The sequence below is a fragment of the Thermus sediminis genome (assembly GCF_003426945.1).
GTDB classification, from domain to species: domain Bacteria; phylum Deinococcota; class Deinococci; order Deinococcales; family Thermaceae; genus Thermus; species Thermus sediminis.
In genome coordinates, this window is the sequence record NZ_QURO01000004.1 from 93645 (window position 1) to 112254 (window position 18610).

Consider the following 18610-nt stretch of genomic DNA (forward strand, 5'->3'; position numbering starts at 1 on the left):
GTCTAGCTGATGGGCTGGGAGGGGGTGCCCTCCCAGCCTCGCTTTTGGGTTATCCTCGGGACATGCGATGGATTTGGCCCATAACCCTTCTCCTGACCGCCTGTGCTCGGCCAGACGCTTCGCCGCCCCTGGTGGGCCTGGTGGAGCCCCTGGGGGGTGGGGTGGCCCCGGGGAGGGAGGTGGTGGCCCAGGGCTACGCCTTTGACCCCTCGGGGGTGGTGAGCGTCCAGGTCAACGGACAAGAGGTGCTTCCCGAGGCGGAGCGGGGCAAGCAACTTGTCCACTTTCGCTTCCGCATCCAGGCCCCCACCTCGGGCCAGGTGGAGGTGCGCCTGCAGGCCGAGGACGGGGTGGGCAACCGGGGGGAGAGAAGGGTTTCCTTGACCCTGGACGCCACTCCGCCCCGCATCCGGGTAGACCGCATGGAGCGGGAGGGAAACCTCCTGCGGGTCTATGGGGTGGTGGAGGACAACGTGGGAGTGGAGCGGGTCTCCCTCCGGGTGGGGGATCGGTACACCCCGCTTTCCCTCCCCAAGGGGACCTCGGTGGCCTTCGTGGTAGAGGCCCCCCCTGGGGCCTCCCTGGTGGCGGTGGACGCCGCGGGCAACCGCACCGTCCGCCCCCTGCCCTAGCGGAGGCGGGGACAGAAAACCCTGGCCCGGGGCCATCGTTGCCGGGGCGCCAATGGGCGGCCCCTGGGCGTGGTAAACTCCTCCCCGTGCGGGGTTTAGGGAGTACTTTGGTCGATCTGACCCGTGCCCTGCGGGAGACTCCCCTCGAGGCCCAGGGGGAAGGCCGCCTGCGGGAGATCGCCAAGCTGCTCCACCGCCTGCCCCCAGGCCGGGAACGGGACGGGCTTTTGGCGCTGGTCTACCTGAGGCTTTACCGGCTCACACGGAAGGAAGAGCATTACCTGAGGGGGTATAGCTACGCCCGCACCGCTCGGCTGGAGCCCGTGCGGCTTCTGGCGGAAAGGCTTTCGGAGGAAGGATGAAGGAGCTTCTCAGTAACCTTGCGGTTTGGTCCATCGTGCTATCGGGGGCGGCCCTGTTGGCGGGTTTGGTCCTCATCCGCAGGGGGGACCGGGTGAACCACCCCCGGGCCATGCTGGCGGCCACGGCCCTGGCAGCCCTCTTCCTGGTCTTCTACCTGACCCGCTGGGCCCTCTACGGCACCACCGCCTACGGGGGGCCGGAGGCGTGGAGGGGGGCCTACTACGCCCTCCTCCTCACCCACACCGTCTTGGCGGCGGTGAACGGTCCCCTCGCCCTCTATGTCATCTGGAGGGCCTTCAAGGGGCAGTTCTCCCACCACAGGCGCTGGGCCCGGGTGCTGGTACCCATCTGGCTTTACGTGGCCCTTTCGGGCTGGGCCATCTACCTGGTCCTGAAGCGCCACGGGGTGGAAACGGGGACCTTCACCTTTTAGCCCAAGCCTCCACCACGATCCGCCCCTCCTCTACCCGGGCCAGCTCCGCTCCCCGCCCCCTCTCTCCCTCGGGGGCCTGGGCCAGATGGGGGCCGATGCGCACCTGCTTGGCAGAAAGCTCCAGAGCGAAGATAAAGCGCCCCTCGTCCCCGAGGGCTCCGGCGTGGGCGAGGCCCCGGAGCTTCCCCACCACGATCACATCCCCCCCCGCCGCTACCTCGGCCCCGGGGTTCACGTCCCCTAGGACCACCACGGTTCCCGGATGCTCCACCCGCTCCCCCGCCCGGAGGGTCTTGGGGATCACCAGGGTGCCCGTGGGCCGCTTTCCCCTGGGGGGCAGGAGGGTGAGGGGTCGCCCCAGGGAGAGGAGGGCCCGCAGCACCTCCTCCCCCACGGGGCCCGCCACCTCCACCTCGAGGGGCGGCCCCTCGGGGAGGTTTAGGGCCAGGAGGTCCTCTGGGGTCTCGTTCCCGTCCAGGCGGAGGGCCAAGGCCTTGGGGGTGGCGCGAAGCCGCATGGCCTCATTCTAGGGGGAGGCCACCCCCCAGTAGGCGGCCATGACCCTCTTCACCGCGGGGAGGGCCACCCGGCTCCCCTCACCCCCGTTTTCAAAGAAGGCCACCACTACCAAAGGGGGGTAAGGGGTTCCGGGTTCGGCCGGGCCGTAGCCCATGTACCAGGCGTGCTCCAGACCCCGGCGCTTGCCCGGGGTTTCCGCGGTCCCCGTCTTGCCCCCGGTGGGTACGGGGAAGTTGCCCAGGACGTGCCGGGCCGTGCCCTGGGTCACGGTCTCCCGCATCCCCGCTTTCAGGGTCCGCCAGTGCCGACCGGGCACAGGGTCCAGGCGGGGAGCCGTGGGGGTGTCCCCTATGCGCTTCACCAGGCGGAGCCTAGGCTTTTTTCCCTCGTTGGCGATGGTGGCCAGCATCCGGGCGATCTGGGCCGGGGTGGTGAGGACGGGTCCTTGGCCGATGGCCACGGAGAGGGTCTCCCCCGGGTACCAGGGTTCCCCCAGGGCCTCCCGCTTCCAGGCCCGGGTGGGGAGGAGGCCCCTCCTTTCCGCTACCTCCAGGCCTGTGGCCTCCCCCAGGCCCAGGAGCCTGGCTCTTGCGGCCAAGCGGTCCACGAGGCCCAGGGGGTCCCGGGCCGCCACCTGGTAGTACCAGGTGTTGCAGCTATGGGCGATGGCCTCCCCGGCGGTCATGGGGCCCATGTCCCAGCTGGCCCAGTTCCGGCGCACCTGCCCCCCGTGGACGATGTAAGGGCTGCACCGGTAGGCGGTGGTGGGGTTCACGTACCCCTCCTCCAGGAGGGCGTAGCTCGTGGCCAGCTTGAAGACGGAGCCTGGGGTGTAGGCCTGGAGCGCCCGGTTCAGCAGGGGGAGGTCCGGGTCCCGGAGGAGGTTCTGGACCTCCTGGGGCACGGGCCTTCGGGAGAAGAGGTGGGGATCAAAGGAGGGGGCGGAGGCCATAGCCAGTACCTCCCCCGTGGTGGGGTCCAGGGCTACGATGGCCCCCCGGACCCGGTCCGTAGGGGGAAGCCCATGGCGGCGGCGTCCGGCGTTGATGTCCGAGAGGGCTTCCTCCAGGGCCCTTTCCGCCGCCCTTTGCAGGTCCAGGTCCAGGGTGAGGACCACGTCCCGTCCCGGGGTGGGCTCCTCCAGGACCGTCTCCCTGAGGCGTTCGCTCCGGACGTTCACCTCCACCGCCCTCGCCCCCGCCTTGCCCCTCAGGTGGGGTTCCAGGGCGGCCTCGAGGCCGGCCTGGCCCACCTGCTCCTCGGGGTGGTAGCCCCTTTGCACCTGCTCGGCGTTGGCCAGGAGGACGTAGCCCAGGACGGGGCCGGAGATGGGGTTGGGGTAGGTGCGCTCAATGCGTTCCAAAAGCCTCAGATTTCCCTGGCCCGCCGTGAGCTCGGCCAGGGTGGGGAGCAGGTGCTCGGGAATCCCCGCCTTGAGGACGGCAGGACCCTGGGGCAGCTCCTCTAGACCCAAGAGGGGGAGGAGCCTTTCCCTGAAGGCCACCTCCCCCCCCTCGTAGACCAGGTCCACCACCAGGCGGTCCTGGGCGATGACCCGGCCCTTGCGGTCCAGGATGCGGCCCCGGGGGGCGGGGATCCTCTCCGTCTTCAGGTAGTTTCCCTGGCTCCTCAGGGCGTACTTCTCGTGCTCCAGGATCTGAAGCTGCCAAGCCCTTAGGCCCAGGAGGCCAAGGCTGAGGAGGAAGAAGGCCATGAGGGCGTAGAGGCGGCTCTTCATGGTCTAAGGCGCCAGGCCAGGAAGAAGAAGGGTAGGGTGAAGAGGCCCTCGAGGAGGAGGTCCAGGGGGACGAAGGGAGGGATTTCCAGCCTGAGCCAGTAGGCCACCAGGAAGTAGCCCAGCCACTTGGCGAGGAAGGCCCACGTGAAGACCAAGAGGGCGGGAAGACCTTCCCCAAAGGCCAGCCTCCGGCTCGCCGCGTAGTAGGCGTAGCTCGCCAAGAGGAGACCCACCCCGTGGAGGCCCAGAAGGCCAAAGCCCAGCAGGTCCTGGAAGAGGCCAAAGAGGAAGGCCACGGGAAGGCCCAGGTAGTAGGGCCTTTCCGCAGCGTACCACAAGGCCAGGACCAGGAAGAGGTCCGGGGCCATGACCCCTTGGGGCCAGAGGGCCGAGAGGAGCCCGGAGAGAAAGAGGGTGAGGAGAAGGGCCAGCAGGGCCTTCATAGCGGCCTCAGGACCATAACCTCTTCCAGAAGGGAAAGGTCCACCAGGGGGCGAACCCAGGCTCGTTGCTTGAGGCCCCCCTGGACCCTTTCCACCCGCTCCACCCGGCCCACGGGGATGCCGTCGGGGAAGAGGCCCAAGGGGGCTCCGGTGAGGAGGAGGTCCCCGGGGGAGAGCCTCACCGAGGGGGGGAACTCCGCCAGGAGCCTATCGGGAGGGGCCCCCCGGGCCACCCCCCGCCCCGGGCCCTTTTCCGGCCGCACCCCTACCTGGCTTTCCGGGTCCACCAGGGTGCGCACCAAAGCCCGCCTCTCCTCCACCTCCACGATGAGGCCCACCAGGCCCTCGGGGGCGGTGACGGGCATGCCCACCCTGAGGCCCTCCCGTTCCCCCATCCCGAGGAGGAGGCGGCGGTAGAGGCCAGAGAGGTCCTCCCCGATCACCGGGGCCACGGCGAGGAGGCCGGGCGCCTGGGTCTGGCGCACGGCTAGGGCCCGCTCCAGCCGGGCCACTTCCAGGGCCAGGCGGCGGTTTTCCCCTTCCAAAAGGGCCACCCTGGCCCTCAGGGCCCGGTTTTCCGCGTAGAGGTCCTGGCGGTTACGGAGGGCGTCCCAGGCAGCCCTCAGGTTCTGCCCTAGGCGGAAGCCCAGGGCGGGGAGGGGGGCGGTGAGGGGGGAGAGGGTGAGGGAGAGATGGGGGGCCAGGGGCCGGGTGAGGGCGGCGAGCCCAAACCCCAAGAGGAGCAGCAAGAGGAAGAGCCCCCGGCGGAGGGCCACCTCCCTCACGGGCGGAACCCCCTTTCCCAGAGGAGGGCGAAGACCCGGGAGACGGGGAGGCCCACCACGGTGTAGAAGTCCCCTTCCACCCTCTCTACAAGGGCCATGCCCAGGCCCTGGGCCCCATACCCCCCCGCCTTGTCCAGGCCCTCGCCGCTATGGACGTACCAGAGGATCTCCTCTTCGCTTAGGGGGCGGAAGCGCACCTTGGCGGTGTGTACCTCCTCCACCAGGTCTAAGGGGGTGCGCAGGTAGAGGGCGGTGTGGACCAGGTGGTCCCGCCCCGAGAGGAGGCGCAGGAAATGGCGGTTTTCCTCCCGGTCCTTGGGCTTGCCCAGGACCTTCCCGTCCAGGTCCACCACGGTGTCGGCGGCCAGGACCCACAAGCCCTTTACCCCCTCCCCCTTCCTCCTGGCCAGGGCCTGGGCCAGGGCCTTGGGGGGGAGGTCCAGGCCCTCCTCCCCTACCCCAGGGGGTTGGAGGCGCAAGGGGTAGCCCAGGGCCTCGAGGAGGGCCTTCCGCCTCGGGCTTCCCGAGGCCAGGATCAGAGGGGTTCTCCTTCCTCCCATAGCCTTAGGACCTCCTCCCGGTAGCGCTCGGCCAGGATGGGGCTACGCAGGATCAGGAGGTTTTCGTTGTTGACCTGCCAGGCCCGCAGGGAGAAGTTGTAGCTTCCCGTCACCACCCACTCCCCATCCAAGACCATCACCTTGTGGTGCATGGTAAAGGGGTTCCCGTCTCGGCGCACGGGGATGCCCGCCTGGACCAGGGCCTCCCAGCGGCTATCCCTCAGGTTCCGGGTCTCCAGGAGGACCTTGAGGGAAACCCCCTGACGGTGGGCCTCCTTGAGGGCCTCCACCAGGGCCTGATCCGTGAGGACGAAGGCGGCCACGAGGATCTCCCGCCTTGCCCGGCGCACGGCCTCCAGGAGGGCCCGCCTCCCCTCCCTGCCCCCCCTGGGGCTGAAGTGGGCGGTGCCCTCCAGGGGAGGGTCCTCCAGGCGGAAGGCCACGGGCCTCCCCAGGCCTTCCTTCTCCCCCCGGAACAGGGCCTGGAACTCGGCCCCGAACCCTGCGGCCAGGGTGGGGGAGGCGAGAAGGAGGCCGTTTTCGTTGTTGCGGGCGAAGGCGTTCCAGGTCATGTTGGCGCTCCCCGTCCAGACCACCCTTCCGTCCACCACCAGGAACTTGTGGTGCATGAACCCTTCCCGCTCGTCAAAACAGACGGGGATGCCCACGATCTCCTCGCAGTCTATGGAGGTGGGCCGGACCCTTTCCCGCAAAAGGGCTTGGGCCACCCTGGGGGGCTCCCGGGTCTGGCCGAGGCTAGCGGCCACCAGGTAGCGGCGGAAGTCCTGCCGGAAGTCGCTTTCCCCGTAGATCTCCACCCTCACCCCCCGCTCCCTGGCCCTCAGTAACCCCCGGGCGATCTCCAGGCTGCGAAACTCGTAGAAGGCCCCCTTTAGGCTCTCCTCGGCCTCCTCCATGAGGGAGAGGATCCTGGCCTTGGCCCGCTCCCCGTCTTGGGGCATGAAGTAGACCTCCGCCTGCCCCGCCTCCGCTGGGGCCTGGAGGGGGGAGGGGCCGGGGCGTAGCTCTTGGAAAAGCCAAAGGAGGAGGACGGCGAGGAGGACCACGTACCCCGGGAGTCCGGCGATCCGCCTTGGCCTCCGCCGCCTCCTAGTACCCATGGGCCTCCCCTTGCCCCACCAGGGCCACCCCGCTGGAGGTGCCAAGCCGGGTGGCCCCAGCCCGGAGGAGCCCTAGGGCGGCTTCCCGGTCGCGGATGCCCCCCGCCGCCTTCACCTGGGCCCGGCCCTGGGCCACCTGGACCAGGAGCTCCACATCCTCCAGGCTGGCCCCCCGGGGCCCGAAGCCGGTGGAGGTCTTGAGGAAGTCCGCCCCGCCCCGGATGGCTGCCTCGGCCATGGCCCGAATCTCCTCCGGGGAAAAGAGGCCTGTCTCCAGGATGACCTTGAGGACCGCCCTGGGCACCGCCTGGCGCACGGCGCGGACCTCGGCCTCCAGGTAGGCCAGGTCTCCCGCCTTGGCCCGGCCCAGGTGGGGGACCATGTCCACCTCGTCCGCTCCCCGGGCGAAGGCCAGGGCGGCCTCGAGGGCCTTTACCTCCTTCTCCTGGTAGCCCAGGGGGAACCCCACCACGGTCACCAGGCGGAAGGGGGCATGAGGGTAGGCGCGCCGCACCCACCCCACGTAGGAGGGAGGGATGCAGAGGCCAAAGAAGCCGTGTTCCAGGGTTTCTTCCGCCGCCTTTAGGACCTCTTCCGGGGTGGCGGTGGGCTTCAGGAGGGTGTGGTCAATGTGGGCGGCCAGGTCCATACCCTGACCATCATAGGGGGGTTTTCCTTGAGAAGGTGAGGAGGCCTTGTGCTAGGATGGGGCGAGCCCCCGAACGGGGCTTTTTTTGAGGTCAGGATGCTTGCCGTAGGCATCGTCGGTCTGCCCAATGTGGGCAAGTCTACCCTGTTCAACGCCCTCACCCGGGCGGGGGCCTTGGCCGCCAACTACCCCTTCGCCACCATCGACAAGAACGTGGGGGTGGTGGCCCTGGAGGACCCGCGCCTTTTCGCCCTGCAGAAGGTCTTCGCCAAGGGGGGGCGCCTTCCCCCCGTAGTTCCCACCCACGTGGAGTTCGTGGACATCGCCGGCCTGGTGAAGGGGGCCCACCGGGGGGAGGGGCTTGGCAACCAGTTCCTGGCCCACATCCGCGAGGTGGCGGCCATCGCCCACGTGGTGCGCTGCTTCCCTGACCCCGGGGTGGTCCACGTGATGGGGAGGGTGGATCCCATGGGAGACGTGGAGGTGGTGGAGACGGAGCTCCTCCTGGCGGACTTGGCCTCCTTGGAGCGTCGGGTCGAGCGCCTCAGGAAGGAGGCCCGGGCCAACCGGGAGATGGCCCCCCTTCTGGAGGCCGCCGAGGCCCTCCGCGCCCACCTGGCCGAGGGCAGGCCCGCCCGCACCTTTCCTCTTCCTGAGGAGGGGCGCCGCCTCCTCAAGGAAACCCCCCTCCTCACCGCCAAGCCGGTGATCTATGTGGCCAACGTGGCCGAGGAGGATCTGCCCGAGGGGGCAGCAAACCCCCACGTAGCCGCCCTGAGGGCCAAGGCGGAAGGGGAAGGGGCGGAGGTGGTGGTGGTCTCTGCCAGGCTGGAGGCCGAGCTTTCTGAGATTGCCCAGGAGGAGGCCAGGGAACTTCTTGCCGCGTACGGACTGGAGGAGAGCGGCCTTCAGCGCCTAGCCCGGGCGGGTTACAAGGCCTTAGACCTATTTACCTTCTTCACCGCCGGGGAAAAGGAGGTGCGGGCCTGGACCGTGCGCCGGGGCACGAAGGCCCCGGAGGCTGCTGGGGAGATCCACTCCGACATGGAGCGAGGCTTCATCCGAGCCGAGGTCATCCCCTGGGACAAGCTGGTGGAGGCCGGGGGATGGGCCAAGGCCAAGGAACGGGGCTGGGTGCGCCTCGAGGGCAAGGACTACGGGGTCCAGGACGGGGACGTCCTCCACATCCTTTTTAGCGTTTGACGGGAAAGGCGCTTTGCCCTAAAATCACCCTTGGCCGCTGGGGCGTCGTCTAACGGTAGGACAGCGGACTTTGGATCCGCCGGTCGTGGTTCGAGTCCACGCGCCCCAGCCAAACCCTTTCACACGGCTTTCGCATGGCTTCCGTAAACTTTCCCCGTGGCGGCGGAATATCCGGGCCTCCTCCTATTAAGCCGCAGCGAGGCCCTGAGGGCCTACGTGGAACTCCTCCTTTCCGAACGAGGGGTTCCCGTTCGCTACTTTGATGCCGCCCGGGAGGGACTTTTCTGGCTAGTGGACAACACCCCGAGCTTTATCCTCGTGGACGAGGACTTGGACGTGGATCCCTTTGCTGTGGCCTCCCGCATCCGCCATGTCAAGCGCCTGAAGTTGGTGCCCTTGGCGGTCCTCATCTCCCCCAAGGAAAACCTCCGCACCACCGCCGAGGTGGTGCGGGTGACGCCCATAGAGAAGCCCCTCACGCGGGAAAGGCTATTCCGCTTCTTGGGCGCTGCCCCAGAAGGCTCCCCATGAAGGCCCGCCTCGGGTAAACTGAGGATCGTGCGCTGGCTTCGCCTTCTAGCCCTTGTGCTTCTGGCGTTGCTCTTCGGGGTGGGGCTGGCCTTGGGTTACATCCTCTACGCCTACACCCGGGACCTCCCCGACCTCTCCCAACTGGATCGCCTGCGCCTCACCGCCACCTCCACCCTCTTGGCCCGGGACGGATCCCTTTTGGCCCAGATCGCCAGCGTGGAGGACGGACGGGCCATCCACCGGGGCCTGGTGCGGCTTTCCCAGGTCTCCCCGGCCGCTTTGGCCGCCATCGTCTTTTCCGAGGACCGCCGCTACTACGGGCACTACGGGTTGGACCCCATCCGCCTCTTGGGAGCCCTTTACGCCGTCCTACGGGGGGACCTCCAGGGGGGGAGTACCATTAGCACCCAGGTTATCAAGAACACCCTCCTCAAGGACCTGGCCCAGGAGAGGACCCTGGAGAGGAAGGTGAAGGAATGGGTTTTGGCCCTGGAGCTGGAGCGCCGCTACACCAAGGAGGAAATCCTGGAGATGTACCTCAACGTAATTCCCTGGGGGGGTAACGCGGTGGGCATCGGGGGGGCGGCGGAGGCCTATTTCGGCAAGGACCCCGCTGCCCTGACCTTGGCCGAGGGCCTCTACCTGGCCTCCTTGGTGCCCGCCCCCAACGCCCGCTATGGGGACCTTAGGGGGGTGCGGGAGCGCATGCGCCGCCTCCTTGCGGAGATGGTGGCCGAGGGCTGGGTGAGCCAGGAGGTGGCCGAGGCCGCCTGGCGGGAGCCCCTCTCCCCCAGGGGCTGGCGGGTGCGGTACGACGAGGAGGGCGAACTCCTGGAGGCGGAGCTCGTAGACCCCGAGGCCCGGCTGGTGCGCCCCGTGGACTCCCGCATGGCCCCCCACTTTGTCCTCGAGGTGCGGCGCTTCCTGGAGACCCGCTTTGGCAAGGAGAAGGTCTACGGGAAGGGGGGCTTAAGGGTCTACACCACCCTGGACCCCGCTATGCAGCGGGCAGCGGAGTCCGTGGCCCGGAGGGCGCGGCTACCCGAGGGGGCGGAACTGGCCCTGGTGGCCTTGGACCCGGAGACTGGAGAGGTCTTGGCCCTGGTGGGGGGGATAAGGCGGGAAGGGGACGAGTACAACCGGGCTACCCGGGCCCTCAGGAACCCCGGAAGCGCAGTGAAGCCCTTCGTCTACGCCACAGCCTTTGAGGCGGGCTGGACCCAGGCCACTCTGGTGCCCGACCGCCCCCTGGAGTTCCCCGACCCCAGCCAGCCCGGAGGGATCTGGCGGCCCAGGAATTTCTCCAGAACCTTTCTAAATAAGAGCGTCACCGTCCGCTACGCCTTCAACCTTTCCCTAAACCTGCCCGCCATCTACACCGCCCAGCAGGTGGGGGTGGAGAGGGTGGCGGAGAAGCTTTCCCAGGCGGGGTTTGCCGTACGCTACCCCACCCTGGCCATCGCCATCGGGGGGCCTCCATTACCCCTATAGACCTAGCTGCCGCCTACGCCGCCTTTGTGAACGGGGGGTACCGGGTGGCCCCCATCTTGGTGGAACGGGTAGAGGACGCCCGCGGGGAGGTCCTCTACCGGGCCACCCCGGAGCGCCGCCGCCTCTTTGATCCCTTGGCGGCCTACCAGGGCTGGGATCTCCTCAAGGGGTACGTGTACGACCTGGGGGAGAGGGGGCTGGCCAGGACGGCCCGCATCCCGGGCAGGGTGGTGGGGGGTAAGACGGGCACCACCAACGAGGCCCGGGACCTCTGGTTCGCCGGAGTGACCAGGGGGCTTTCCGCGGTGGTCTGGGTGGGTCGGGACGACAACCGCCCCCTGCGCATGGGGGGGCGGGAGCCCTCCAGCTCGGTGGTCAACCCCCCCATCTGGCGGGACTTCGCCGCCGAGGCCCTAAGGGGCCGGCCCGGGGGGGAGGTGCCCGCACCCCAGGGCCTGGCGCGGGCGCGGGTGGACCTGCTTTCGGGCCAGCCTTCGGGGAGCGGGATAGAGATGCTCTTCCCCACCGACAGGGTGCCCAGACCCCCTCCGCCCGCGCCTGGGCCCCAGGCCGGTGCCCCGCCCTTCCCTGCGGGAGCTGCCCCCGAGCTGGGGTCCTCCGAGCTACTGAGGCTTCCGGATCTCGCTTTGCCCCAGGCCCCCGAGGCCGCACCCGATGGCGGCCAGGAGGAAGCTCCTTGAGGGAGGCCCTGGACTGGGTGCGGATCGTCCTAGTGGGGCCCCAGGAGCCCATGAACCTTGGGGCGGTGGCCCGGGCCATGCGCAACTTCGGCCTTTCCCGCCTCTACGTGGTGAACCCTTCGCCCCGAGTGGGACCGCCTTGGGCCAAGGAGGCCTACTGGCTGGCCGTGCACGCGGAGGAGGTCCTGGACCGGGCGGTGGTGGTGGGAAGCCTAGGGGAAGCCCTTGCGGATGTGCAGCTGGTGGTGGCCACCACGGGGAGGCCAAGGGAGGTCTATCCGGCTCCCGTGGTCCCCGCCTCCGAGGTGCCTGGGCACGTCCTTCGGGCGGAGGGAGAGGCGGCCTTGGTCTTCGGCCGGGAGACCTTTGGCCTCACCAATGAGGAGCTGGAGCTGGCCCACGTGATCGGCACCGTCCTCACCGCCCCGGAGCAGCCTTCCTTGAACCTGGCCCAGGCGGTGGCGATCTTCGCCTACGAGCTTTTCAAGGCCGTCCAGGGGGGTGCTCGGCCCGCCCGGGAGGAGCTTGCGGAGGTGGCGGCCCTCGAGGCCTTCTTCCAGGACCTGGGGCGCTACCTCCTGGAGATCGGCTTCACCGATAGGAACCGCTTTCCCTACGCCATGCGCCGCCTGAGGCGCATCTTCCACAAGGCCCGGCTCACCCCGGGGGAGGTGCAGATGTTAAGGGGCCTCCTTCACCAGAGCCGGTACCAGATGGGGAAGAGGGATGGCTAGCGAGAACCTGGTCCGCTTGGTGCGCTTAGCCCAAGGCCTCCTGCCCCCGGTCATCGCCTTGGTGGTGGTGGTCTACGAGTTGGCCTTCCTGCCCTACCGCCACCAGGACCTCACCCTTTGGTTCCGCCTGGGCTTTTACGGCCTGGTGGGCCCCTTGGTCACCTACGCCGTCCTGGAGTGGATCGCCCAGGAGGTGGTGGAGAGGGCCCGGGCGGAAAAGGCCCTGGAGGAGGCGAACCGGAGGCTCCTTGCGGCGGGTAGGGTCTTCCGCGAGGCCCTGGAGAGCGAGAACCTGGAGGAGGCTGTTCACCGGGTAGCCCGGGTCCTGGAGGAGAGCCTGGGCTTCCCCCTGGCCCTGGAGGTGGAGGGGGTGCGGGCGGGAAGCCCGTGCGAGGGCCTCAGGGTGGATCTTCCCGGGCTTAGGGGCTACCTGGAGGCCTGCGCGCCCCACCCGGACCGGGGCTCCCTGGAGGTGCTGGCCCACGAGGTGGCGGGGGCCCTCCAGGCGGTGGTGGCCCGGAGCCGGGACCTCCTCACCCTCTACGAGGTGGACCAGGCCCTGAAGGCGGAGGCCAACCTGGACCGGCTTTTGGAGGGGCTTTTGGAGCGCATCCGCGCCTGGGCCGAGGCGGAGGGGGTGGGGGTCCTCCTCTTGGACGAGGAGGGCTTCCTGGCGCCTCGGGTGGTGCGGGAGCTTCCCCTTCCCGGCCACCCCTTCTTACCGGAGGGGCCCTGGAAGATTGCCCTTGAGGAACCCATCTTCGTGGCCCCTGAGACCCTGGCCCTGCCCTTGAAGGCCCGCGAGACGGTGGGGGTCTTGGCGGTGAAGGGAGGGGAGCTTTCCCACCGCACCCCCTTTCTCTCCTTCCTGGCCTCCCAGGTGGCCCTGGCGGTGCGGAACGCCCAGGCCTACCTGCGGGCAGAGGAGCTCGCCATCAACGAGGAGCGCACCCGCATCGCCCGGGAGATCCACGACGGGCTGGCCCAGAGCCTGGCCTTCATGGCCCTGAAGCTGGACCTGGTGGAGCGCCTTTTGGACAAGGACCAGGAGACCGCCTTAAGGGCCCTTCGGGAGGTGAAGGACACCCTAAGGTCCCAGATCCGGGAGGTGCGGCGGAGCATCTTTGCCCTGAGGCCCATCGACCTGGAGCGCTACGGCTTCCTGGAGTCCTTGCGCCGCTACACCCAGGCCTTCGCCGAGCAGGCGGGGTTTCGGGTGCATCTGGTCCTGCCCAAGGGGGTGGGCCTTTCCCAGGCCAGCGAGCTCGTTCTCTTCCGGGTCCTTCAGGAGGCCCTCACCAACGCTGCCAAGCACGGCAAGCCCACCCGGGTGGAGGTGGTCTTGGAGCCCATGGGGGAGCGGGGGGCAAGGCTTTCGGTGCGGGATAACGGCCGGGGGTTCGTCCACCCCGAGGCCGGGGGCCTAGGAGGTTTCGGCCTCACCCAGATGCGGGAAAGGGTGGAGGCCCGGGGCGGGCGCTTCCTAGTGCGCTCGGAGCCGGGGAAGGGCACGGAGGTGGTGGCGGAACTGCCCTACTAGGCGGGTATCATGGGGGCATGGAGCGCCCGATGCGCGTGCTTTTCGTCTGCTTGGGCAACATCTGCCGAAGCCCCCTGGCGGAAGGGGCCTTCCGCAAGCTGCTGAGGGAGAGGGGCCTCGAGGCCCACTTTGAGGTGGACTCCGCGGGCACCGGGGCCTGGCACGCCGGGGAGCCCATGGACGGGAGGGCCAGGCGGGTCCTGGAGGAGGAGGGGGCCTATTTCCCCCACGTGGCCCGGTCCATGACCCGGGAGGATGCCCGCCACTACGACCACATCCTGGTCATGGACCGGGAAAACCTTAGGGAGGTCCTCCGCCGCTTCCCCGAGGCCCAGGGGAAGGCCCGCCTCCTCCTGGACTACCTGGGAGGGGGGGAGGTGCCCGACCCCTACTACGGGGACCTCCAGGACTGCCGGGAGGTCTACTGGACCGTGGAGGCCGCCTGTAGGGCCTTCTTGGAAAGGCATGGACCCCCTGTCCCTCTTGAGGAAGGCAGGGCTTGAGGCCAAGGGGTTTCCTGCGCCCCTCCACGGGGGAGATATCTCCCGGGTCTTTCGGGTGGGGCCTTATGTGGTGAAGGTTGCGGACCACCCCCCTCCCGGCCTCTTCCTGGCGGAGGCCAAAGGGCTTAGGGCCCTGGAGGAGAGGGGGGTGCGGGTGCCCCGGGTCCACTGGTGGGGGGAGGAGGGGATCGTCCTGGAATACCTGCCCCCCGGGCGGGAGGACTGGGAGGGCCTGGCCCTGATGCTGGCCTGTCTACACCGGAGGCAGGAGGAGACGTATTGGGCCGAGGCAGGCTTCTTGGGCACCTTTCCCCTGCCGGGGCGGAAAGGGGGGGAGTGGACCGAGTTCTTCTTCTCAAGGTGCGTGGAGCCCCTGCTCAGGGCCACCTGGAGCCAGCTGGGGGAGCTTGGCCCCCGGGTGGAGGCCCTTTACCGGAGGCCCCTCCCGGCAGAAGGCCCCACCCCCCTTCATGGGGACCTGTGGCGCGGGAACGTGCACTTCGCCCAAGGGGGCCCCGCCCTCCTGGACCCCTCCTTCTTTGCAGGGGAGCGGGGGGTGGACCTGGCCATGATGCGCCTCTTTGGGGGCTTCCCCGGGGCCTTCTGGGGGGCCTACCAGGAGCTTTACCCCGTTCCCGAGGAGGTGGAAAGGGCCCTTTCCCGCTACCAGGTCTACTACCTCCTGGCCCATGTACACCTCTTTGGGCAAGGGTATCTGGGAGCCCTATGGAGGGCGATTTCCGCCTCTTAGGACCCATTGACCTCCTGCAGCTTCTGGCCCAGGGGAGGAGGACGGGGGTCTTCCTGGTGGAAGGGGGCGAGGTGTTTCTGGAGGGGGGAAGGCCGGTCCACGCCTCCTACCGGGGAAAGGTGGGCAAGGAAGCCCTCTTAGAGGTGCTGGCGCTCAAGGAAGGGCGTTTTCGCTTCGTCCTGGGGGAAAGGGCGCCCCTCACCTCCCTCCAAGGGGTGTTGGAGGCCTACCTCCTCGAGGCCCTCCGCCTCCTGGACGAGGGGGTGGCGGTGGGGCCCTTTGACCTGGTGCGCCCCGCGCCCAAGGCCAGAGGGGCCACCCTGGAACCCCAGGACCACGCCCTCCTCTTGGCCCTGGGGGAGGGAAGAAGCCCCCTGGACCTCCTGCCGGCCAAAGGCCTTTCCCTAAAGGAGGTCCTGAAGCGGTTGGGGCACCTGGCCCGCCTGCGCTTGGTGGAGGTCCATCCCCGCATTCCCCACGCCGCCCGCCTGCGGGTGGCCTTGGGGGGGCGGGGAGCCCAGGTGGAGGCCCTTCTCCTCTCCGCCTGGCGGGCCCACTACGGGAGGTTCGCCCGGGTAAAGGTCCGGGGGAAGGGGGAGGCCGCCTTGAGCGTGGAGGGGGTGGAGGGGCTAGGGGTGGAGCTTCGCCTGGCCCCGGAGCACCTCCTCTTCCTGGGCCTGAGGGTGGGGGAGGAGGTGCTAGTCTGGCCCGAGGTCTGAATACCCCACCGTGGCGGCAGCCACGGTGGGGGCCCCAGGGAAAACCCCACCTCCCGCTAAGCCGAACCCTTCCGGCCACAAGGTCCTCGTGCGAGGGCGTGGGTGTATACTTGGGCCGATGCCGGAAGCCTCCGTGGCCCTGGAGTCCGCGGTCCTCACCCACGGTCTGCCCTACCCCTTGAGCCTGCGCACCGCCTTGGCCCTGGAGGAGGTGGTGCGGGCCGAGGGGGCCGTGCCCAAGACCATCGCCTTGGTCCGGGGGGAGGTGCGGGTGGGCCTCACCCCGGAGGAGATGGAGGCCCTGGCCCAAGGTGGGGCGGACAAGGCCAGCCTCTGGAACCTGGCGGCCCTCCTGGCCCAGGGGAGGAGCGCCGGGACCACGGTGGCGGCCACCGCCCACCTGGCCCACCTTCATGGGATCAGGGTCTTCGCCACCGGGGGCATCGGCGGGGTCCACCCCGAGCCCTATGACGAGAGCGCCGACCTCCTCGCCCTCGCCCGCACCCCCATCCTGGTGGTCTCCTCGGGCCCCAAGGCCATCCTGGACCTGGGCGCCACCCTGGAAAGGCTGGAGACCCTGGGGGTGGCCCTGGTGGGCTACCGCACGGACCGCCTCCCCGCCTTCTATGCCCCTTCCTCCCCCTACCCCGTGCCCGCCCGGGTGGAGACCCCCCTCGAGGCCGCCCAGGTCCTCCGGAGGGCCCGGGAACTGGGCCTGGGGGCGGTCCTCCTGGTGAACCCCGTCTCCCAGGGCCTTCCCTACGAAGAGGTGGCCCGCATGGTGGAGGAGGCGAACCGCCAGGCGGCCCGGGAGGGCGTCCACGGCAAGGCCCTCACCCCCTATCTCCTCCGGAGGCTTTCGGAGCTCTCAGAGGGGGAGACGGACCGGGTGAACGGGAGGCTCCTCCTGGAAAACGCCCGCCTGGCGGCCCAGGTGGCCTTGGCCCTGGCCGGGCTAGAATAGCCTTGTGTGCGAGCTAGGGGAGAGGCTTAGGCGGGCCAGGGAGGAGAAGGGGCTCTCCCTGAAGGAGGCTGCCTCCCGGCTAGCCCTAAAGGTCGGTATCCTCGAGGCCCTGGAGGCCTGCCGCTTTGAGGACCTCCCCGAGCCCCCCCTGGCCCGGGGCTACCTGCGCCGCTACGCCCTCCTCCTGGGTTTGGACCCCGAGCCCCTCCTGGCCCTTTACCCCGGTGCGCCCACCCCGCCCCCTGTCCCCTCTCCCGAAAGGCCCCGGCGGGGCCGCCTTCCCTTGGGGTTTCTCCTCGCCTTCCTGCTCCTTCCCTTCCTGGGTTATGGGGGCTACCTCCTCTTGAGGCCAAGCCCTGGCCAGGTAGTGGAGGTGGCCCCAGAACCCCCCCCCAAGCCCCCCGAGCGCCACCCCTTGCGGGTGGTCTCCGAGCCGCCGGGAGCCCGGATCTACCTGGACGGCTTCTACCTGGGCCAGACCCCCTTGCAGAGCCCGCCTTTGGAAGGGGGGAGGCGCCTGTTACGCCTGGAACTCTCGGGCTATGAGCCCCTGGAGGAGGAGGTCCTCCTGGACAAACCCCTCGCCCTCACCTACCGGCTGAGGCCCCTTCCCCAGCCCTCCCCCGCGTCCGAGGCCCCTTCTCCCGCTGGGCAGACGGGCAAGCTGGTCCTCAGGCTCGAGGGCCGGAGCTGGCTCAGGGTGATCCAGGGGGAAAGGCGCCTTTACGAGGGGATCCCTGAGGTGGGGGCGGAGCTCGCCTTTGACCTGCCCGTGGAGGTGCGGGCCGGGAACCCCGGGGCGGTGCGGGTCATCCTCGAGGGGAGGGACCAAGGCCTCTTCGGCGAGCCCGGCAGGCCCCTCACCCGAAGCTTCCCCTAAGGGGTATACTCTTTCCCCGTTGGGACTCCGGTCCCGGGAGGCCTATGGCGAAGATCGGCTTTGTCAGCCTGGGATGTCCCAAGGCCCTGGTGGATTCCGAGCAGATCCTCTCCCGCCTCAGGGCCCTGGGCTACGAGACCGTCCCCACTTACGGGGAGGCGGAGCTCGTGATCGTCAACACCTGCGGCTTCATCACCCCGGCGGTGGAGGAGAGCCTAAGCGCCATCGGGGAGGCCTTGAGGGAGAACGGGAAGGTGGTGGTTACCGGGTGCCTGGGGGCCAGGCCCGAGGTCATCAAGGAAAACCATCCCGCCGTGCTGGCGGTGACGGGACCCGGGGAGGTGGAGCGGGTGCTGGAGGCGGTCCAGAGGGTTCTCCCCGCCCCCCGGGACCCCTTCTTGGACCTCGTCCCGCCCCAGGTGAAGCTCACCCCCCGCCACTACGCCTACATAAAGCTCTCGGAGGGGTGCGACCACCGTTGTAGCTTCTGCATCATCCCCAAGCTCCGCGGAGGCTTGCGTTCCCGGGACGCCGCCCAGGTCCTCGCCGAGGCCAGGAGGCTCGTGGCCACGGGCACCCAGGAGCTCCTCCTCATCGCCCAGGACCTCTCCGCCTACGGGGTGGACCTGGGCCACCGGGAGAGCCTCTACGGGGACCGGCGGGTCCGGGCCCACCTCAAGGACCTCCTGGAGAACCTGGCGGAGCTTGGGGTCTGGATCCGCCTCCACTACGTCTACCCCTACCCCCACGTGGCCCAGCTCCTCCCCCTGATGGCCCAGGGGAAGGTCCTCCCCTACCTGGACGTCCCCCTGCAACACGCCTCGGAGAGGATCCTCCGCCTCATGCGCCGCCCCGGAGGGTACGAGAGCCACCTCAAGACCCTGAGGGCCTGGCGGGAGGTGGTGCCGGAGCTCGCCCTCCGTTCCACCTTCATCGTGGGCTTTCCTGGGGAGACGGAGGAGGACTTCCGGCTCCTTCTGGGGTTTTTGGAGGAGGCGCGGCTGGACCGGGTGGGGGCCTTCGCCTACTCCCCGGTGGAGGGGGCGGAGGCCAACCTCCTCCCCGACCCCATCCCCGAGGAGGTCAAGGCGGAGCGCCTGGCGAGGCTGATGGAGGTCCAGTCCAGGGTGAGCCTTGAGAAAAACCGGGGCTTCGTGGGCCGCACCCTCGAGGTCCTGGTGGACGACCTCCCCGAGCCGGGCTTGGCGGTGGGCCGGTCCTACCGGGACTCCCCCGGGATAGACGGGGTGGTCTACGTGAGGACCGACGGCACCGTGCGGGTGGGGGAGAGGATACGGGCGCGCATCACCCGGGCGGACACCCACGACCTCTTCGGAGTCCAGGTTTAGG

The 18610-nt window shown here is 69.3% G+C and carries 20 protein-coding genes, 1 tRNA gene and 1 pseudogene; 15 read left to right on the plus strand and 7 right to left on the minus strand.

Going from position 1 to position 18610, the window contains the following annotated elements; genetic code table 11:
* Positions 1 to 62 precede the first annotated feature (62 nt).
* The 3 genes from ATI37_RS01190 to ATI37_RS01200 all read left to right on the plus strand — a co-directional run bounded on the left by ATI37_RS01190 (position 63) and on the right by ATI37_RS01200 (position 1428).
* The gene (locus ATI37_RS01190) at positions 63 to 632 is read left to right on the plus strand and encodes a hypothetical protein (protein ID WP_117236743.1); all 570 of its coding nucleotides are present in this window, start codon (positions 63 to 65) and stop codon (positions 630 to 632) included.
* 86 nt (positions 633 to 718) lie between these two features.
* The gene (locus tag ATI37_RS01195; RefSeq protein ID WP_117236744.1) at positions 719 to 994 is read left to right on the plus strand and encodes a hypothetical protein; all 276 of its coding nucleotides are present in this window, start codon (positions 719 to 721) and stop codon (positions 992 to 994) included.
* A complete protein-coding gene (locus tag ATI37_RS01200) occupies positions 991 to 1428 on the plus strand; it encodes a DUF420 domain-containing protein (RefSeq protein WP_117236745.1) in 438 nt (145 codons plus the stop codon). Before ATI37_RS01195 ends, ATI37_RS01200 begins: the two co-directional genes overlap by 4 nt.
* Here ATI37_RS01200 and ATI37_RS01205 read toward each other — a convergent pair.
* The 7 genes from ATI37_RS01205 to deoC are packed head-to-tail and all read right to left on the minus strand — an operon-like array spanning position 1418 to position 7243.
* On the minus strand, positions 1418 to 1945 hold the full coding sequence (locus tag ATI37_RS01205; RefSeq protein ID WP_117236746.1) for a septum site-determining protein MinC: 528 nt from the start codon (positions 1943 to 1945) through the stop codon (positions 1418 to 1420). The genes ATI37_RS01200 and ATI37_RS01205 overlap by 11 nt on opposite strands.
* Before the next feature lie 9 nt (positions 1946 to 1954).
* Positions 1955 to 3685, minus strand: coding sequence for a penicillin-binding transpeptidase domain-containing protein (locus ATI37_RS01210; RefSeq protein ID WP_117236747.1), 1731 nt, complete (start codon positions 3683 to 3685; stop codon positions 1955 to 1957).
* The gene (gene mreD / locus ATI37_RS01215; protein WP_117236748.1) at positions 3682 to 4128 is read right to left on the minus strand and encodes a rod shape-determining protein MreD; all 447 of its coding nucleotides are present in this window, start codon (positions 4126 to 4128) and stop codon (positions 3682 to 3684) included. The genes ATI37_RS01210 and mreD overlap by 4 nt, the downstream gene beginning before the upstream one ends.
* A complete protein-coding gene (gene mreC, locus ATI37_RS01220; protein ID WP_117236749.1) occupies positions 4125 to 4913 on the minus strand; it encodes a rod shape-determining protein MreC in 789 nt (262 codons plus the stop codon). Before mreC ends, mreD begins: the two co-directional genes overlap by 4 nt.
* Complete coding sequence (locus tag ATI37_RS01225) at positions 4910 to 5473, minus strand: Maf family protein (protein ID WP_117236750.1); 564 nt, start codon at positions 5471 to 5473, stop codon at positions 4910 to 4912. Before ATI37_RS01225 ends, mreC begins: the two co-directional genes overlap by 4 nt.
* A complete protein-coding gene (locus ATI37_RS01230; RefSeq protein WP_117236751.1) occupies positions 5449 to 6594 on the minus strand; it encodes a phospholipase D-like domain-containing protein in 1146 nt (381 codons plus the stop codon). The genes ATI37_RS01225 and ATI37_RS01230 overlap by 25 nt, the downstream gene beginning before the upstream one ends.
* Positions 6584 to 7243: a deoxyribose-phosphate aldolase gene (gene deoC / locus ATI37_RS01235; RefSeq protein ID WP_117236752.1), complete on the minus strand. Its 660-nt coding sequence runs from the start codon at positions 7241 to 7243 to the stop codon at positions 6584 to 6586. The genes ATI37_RS01230 and deoC overlap by 11 nt, the downstream gene beginning before the upstream one ends.
* Positions 7244 to 7339: 96 nt before the next feature.
* Between deoC and ychF the strand changes: the two genes are divergently transcribed.
* The 12 genes and pseudogenes from ychF (at position 7340) to rimO (ending at position 18609) form a co-directional block, all read left to right on the plus strand.
* Positions 7340 to 8446, plus strand: coding sequence for a redox-regulated ATPase YchF (gene ychF, locus ATI37_RS01240; RefSeq protein ID WP_117238471.1), 1107 nt, complete (start codon positions 7340 to 7342; stop codon positions 8444 to 8446).
* Between the two features lie 38 nt (positions 8447 to 8484).
* Positions 8485 to 8558, plus strand: a tRNA-Gln gene (locus tag ATI37_RS01245).
* A 44-nt stretch (positions 8559 to 8602) separates the two neighbouring features.
* Positions 8603 to 8977: a response regulator gene (locus tag ATI37_RS01250; RefSeq protein WP_117236753.1), complete on the plus strand. Its 375-nt coding sequence runs from the start codon at positions 8603 to 8605 to the stop codon at positions 8975 to 8977.
* 27 nt (positions 8978 to 9004) lie between these two features.
* A pseudogene (locus ATI37_RS01255) lies at positions 9005 to 11169 on the plus strand (transglycosylase domain-containing protein).
* An 8-nt stretch (positions 11170 to 11177) separates the two neighbouring features.
* Entirely contained in the window at positions 11178 to 11903 is a 726-nt protein-coding gene (locus tag ATI37_RS01260; RefSeq protein WP_117238472.1) for an RNA methyltransferase, read from the plus strand.
* Positions 11896 to 13443, plus strand: coding sequence for a sensor histidine kinase (locus ATI37_RS01265; protein WP_117236754.1), 1548 nt, complete (start codon positions 11896 to 11898; stop codon positions 13441 to 13443). The genes ATI37_RS01260 and ATI37_RS01265 overlap by 8 nt, the downstream gene beginning before the upstream one ends.
* A gap of 17 nt (positions 13444 to 13460) precedes the next feature.
* Positions 13461 to 13946, plus strand: coding sequence for a low molecular weight protein-tyrosine-phosphatase (locus ATI37_RS01270; protein WP_117236755.1), 486 nt, complete (start codon positions 13461 to 13463; stop codon positions 13944 to 13946).
* A complete protein-coding gene (locus ATI37_RS01275; protein WP_117236756.1) occupies positions 13909 to 14697 on the plus strand; it encodes a fructosamine kinase family protein in 789 nt (262 codons plus the stop codon). Before ATI37_RS01270 ends, ATI37_RS01275 begins: the two co-directional genes overlap by 38 nt.
* Positions 14673 to 15416 (plus strand): DUF4388 domain-containing protein, encoded by a 744-nt coding sequence (locus tag ATI37_RS01280; RefSeq protein ID WP_117236757.1) that lies wholly within the window; start codon positions 14673 to 14675, stop codon positions 15414 to 15416. The genes ATI37_RS01275 and ATI37_RS01280 overlap by 25 nt, the downstream gene beginning before the upstream one ends.
* 118 nt (positions 15417 to 15534) lie before the next feature.
* Positions 15535 to 16380: a pseudouridine-5'-phosphate glycosidase gene (locus ATI37_RS01285; RefSeq protein ID WP_117236758.1), complete on the plus strand. Its 846-nt coding sequence runs from the start codon at positions 15535 to 15537 to the stop codon at positions 16378 to 16380.
* A gap of 4 nt (positions 16381 to 16384) precedes the next feature.
* Positions 16385 to 17260, plus strand: a complete 876-nt coding sequence (locus tag ATI37_RS01290) for a RodZ domain-containing protein (protein ID WP_117236759.1) — start codon at positions 16385 to 16387, stop codon at positions 17258 to 17260.
* A gap of 44 nt (positions 17261 to 17304) precedes the next feature.
* Positions 17305 to 18609 (plus strand): 30S ribosomal protein S12 methylthiotransferase RimO, encoded by a 1305-nt coding sequence (gene rimO, locus ATI37_RS01295; RefSeq protein WP_117236760.1) that lies wholly within the window; start codon positions 17305 to 17307, stop codon positions 18607 to 18609.
* The last annotated feature ends 1 nt before the right edge of the window (position 18610 follow it).

Bases quoted from the DNA above. Each gene is read 5' to 3' on its own strand.
- ATI37_RS01190 (WP_117236743.1), top strand. From the start codon at position 63: ATGCGATGGATTTGGCCCATAACCCTTCTCCTGACCGCCTGTGCTCGG.
- ATI37_RS01200 (WP_117236745.1), top strand. From the start codon at position 991: ATGAAGGAGCTTCTCAGTAACCTTGCGGTTTGGTCCATCGTGCTATCG.
- ATI37_RS01205 (WP_117236746.1), bottom strand. From the start codon at position 1,945: ATGCGGCTTCGCGCCACCCCCAAGGCCTTGGCCCTCCGCCTGGACGGG.
- ATI37_RS01210 (WP_117236747.1), bottom strand. From the start codon at position 3,685: ATGAAGAGCCGCCTCTACGCCCTCATGGCCTTCTTCCTCCTCAGCCTT.
- mreD (WP_117236748.1), bottom strand. From the start codon at position 4,128: ATGAAGGCCCTGCTGGCCCTTCTCCTCACCCTCTTTCTCTCCGGGCTC.
- ATI37_RS01225 (WP_117236750.1), bottom strand. From the start codon at position 5,473: ATGGGAGGAAGGAGAACCCCTCTGATCCTGGCCTCGGGAAGCCCGAGG.
- ATI37_RS01230 (WP_117236751.1), bottom strand. From the start codon at position 6,594: ATGGGTACTAGGAGGCGGCGGAGGCCAAGGCGGATCGCCGGACTCCCG.
- deoC (WP_117236752.1), bottom strand. From the start codon at position 7,243: ATGGACCTGGCCGCCCACATTGACCACACCCTCCTGAAGCCCACCGCC.
- ychF (WP_117238471.1), top strand. From the start codon at position 7,340: ATGCTTGCCGTAGGCATCGTCGGTCTGCCCAATGTGGGCAAGTCTACC.
- ATI37_RS01265 (WP_117236754.1), top strand. From the start codon at position 11,896: ATGGCTAGCGAGAACCTGGTCCGCTTGGTGCGCTTAGCCCAAGGCCTC.
- ATI37_RS01270 (WP_117236755.1), top strand. From the start codon at position 13,461: ATGGAGCGCCCGATGCGCGTGCTTTTCGTCTGCTTGGGCAACATCTGC.
- ATI37_RS01275 (WP_117236756.1), top strand. From the start codon at position 13,909: ATGGACCCCCTGTCCCTCTTGAGGAAGGCAGGGCTTGAGGCCAAGGGG.
- ATI37_RS01280 (WP_117236757.1), top strand. From the start codon at position 14,673: ATGGAGGGCGATTTCCGCCTCTTAGGACCCATTGACCTCCTGCAGCTT.
- ATI37_RS01285 (WP_117236758.1), top strand. From the start codon at position 15,535: ATGCCGGAAGCCTCCGTGGCCCTGGAGTCCGCGGTCCTCACCCACGGT.
- rimO (WP_117236760.1), top strand. From the start codon at position 17,305: ATGGCGAAGATCGGCTTTGTCAGCCTGGGATGTCCCAAGGCCCTGGTG.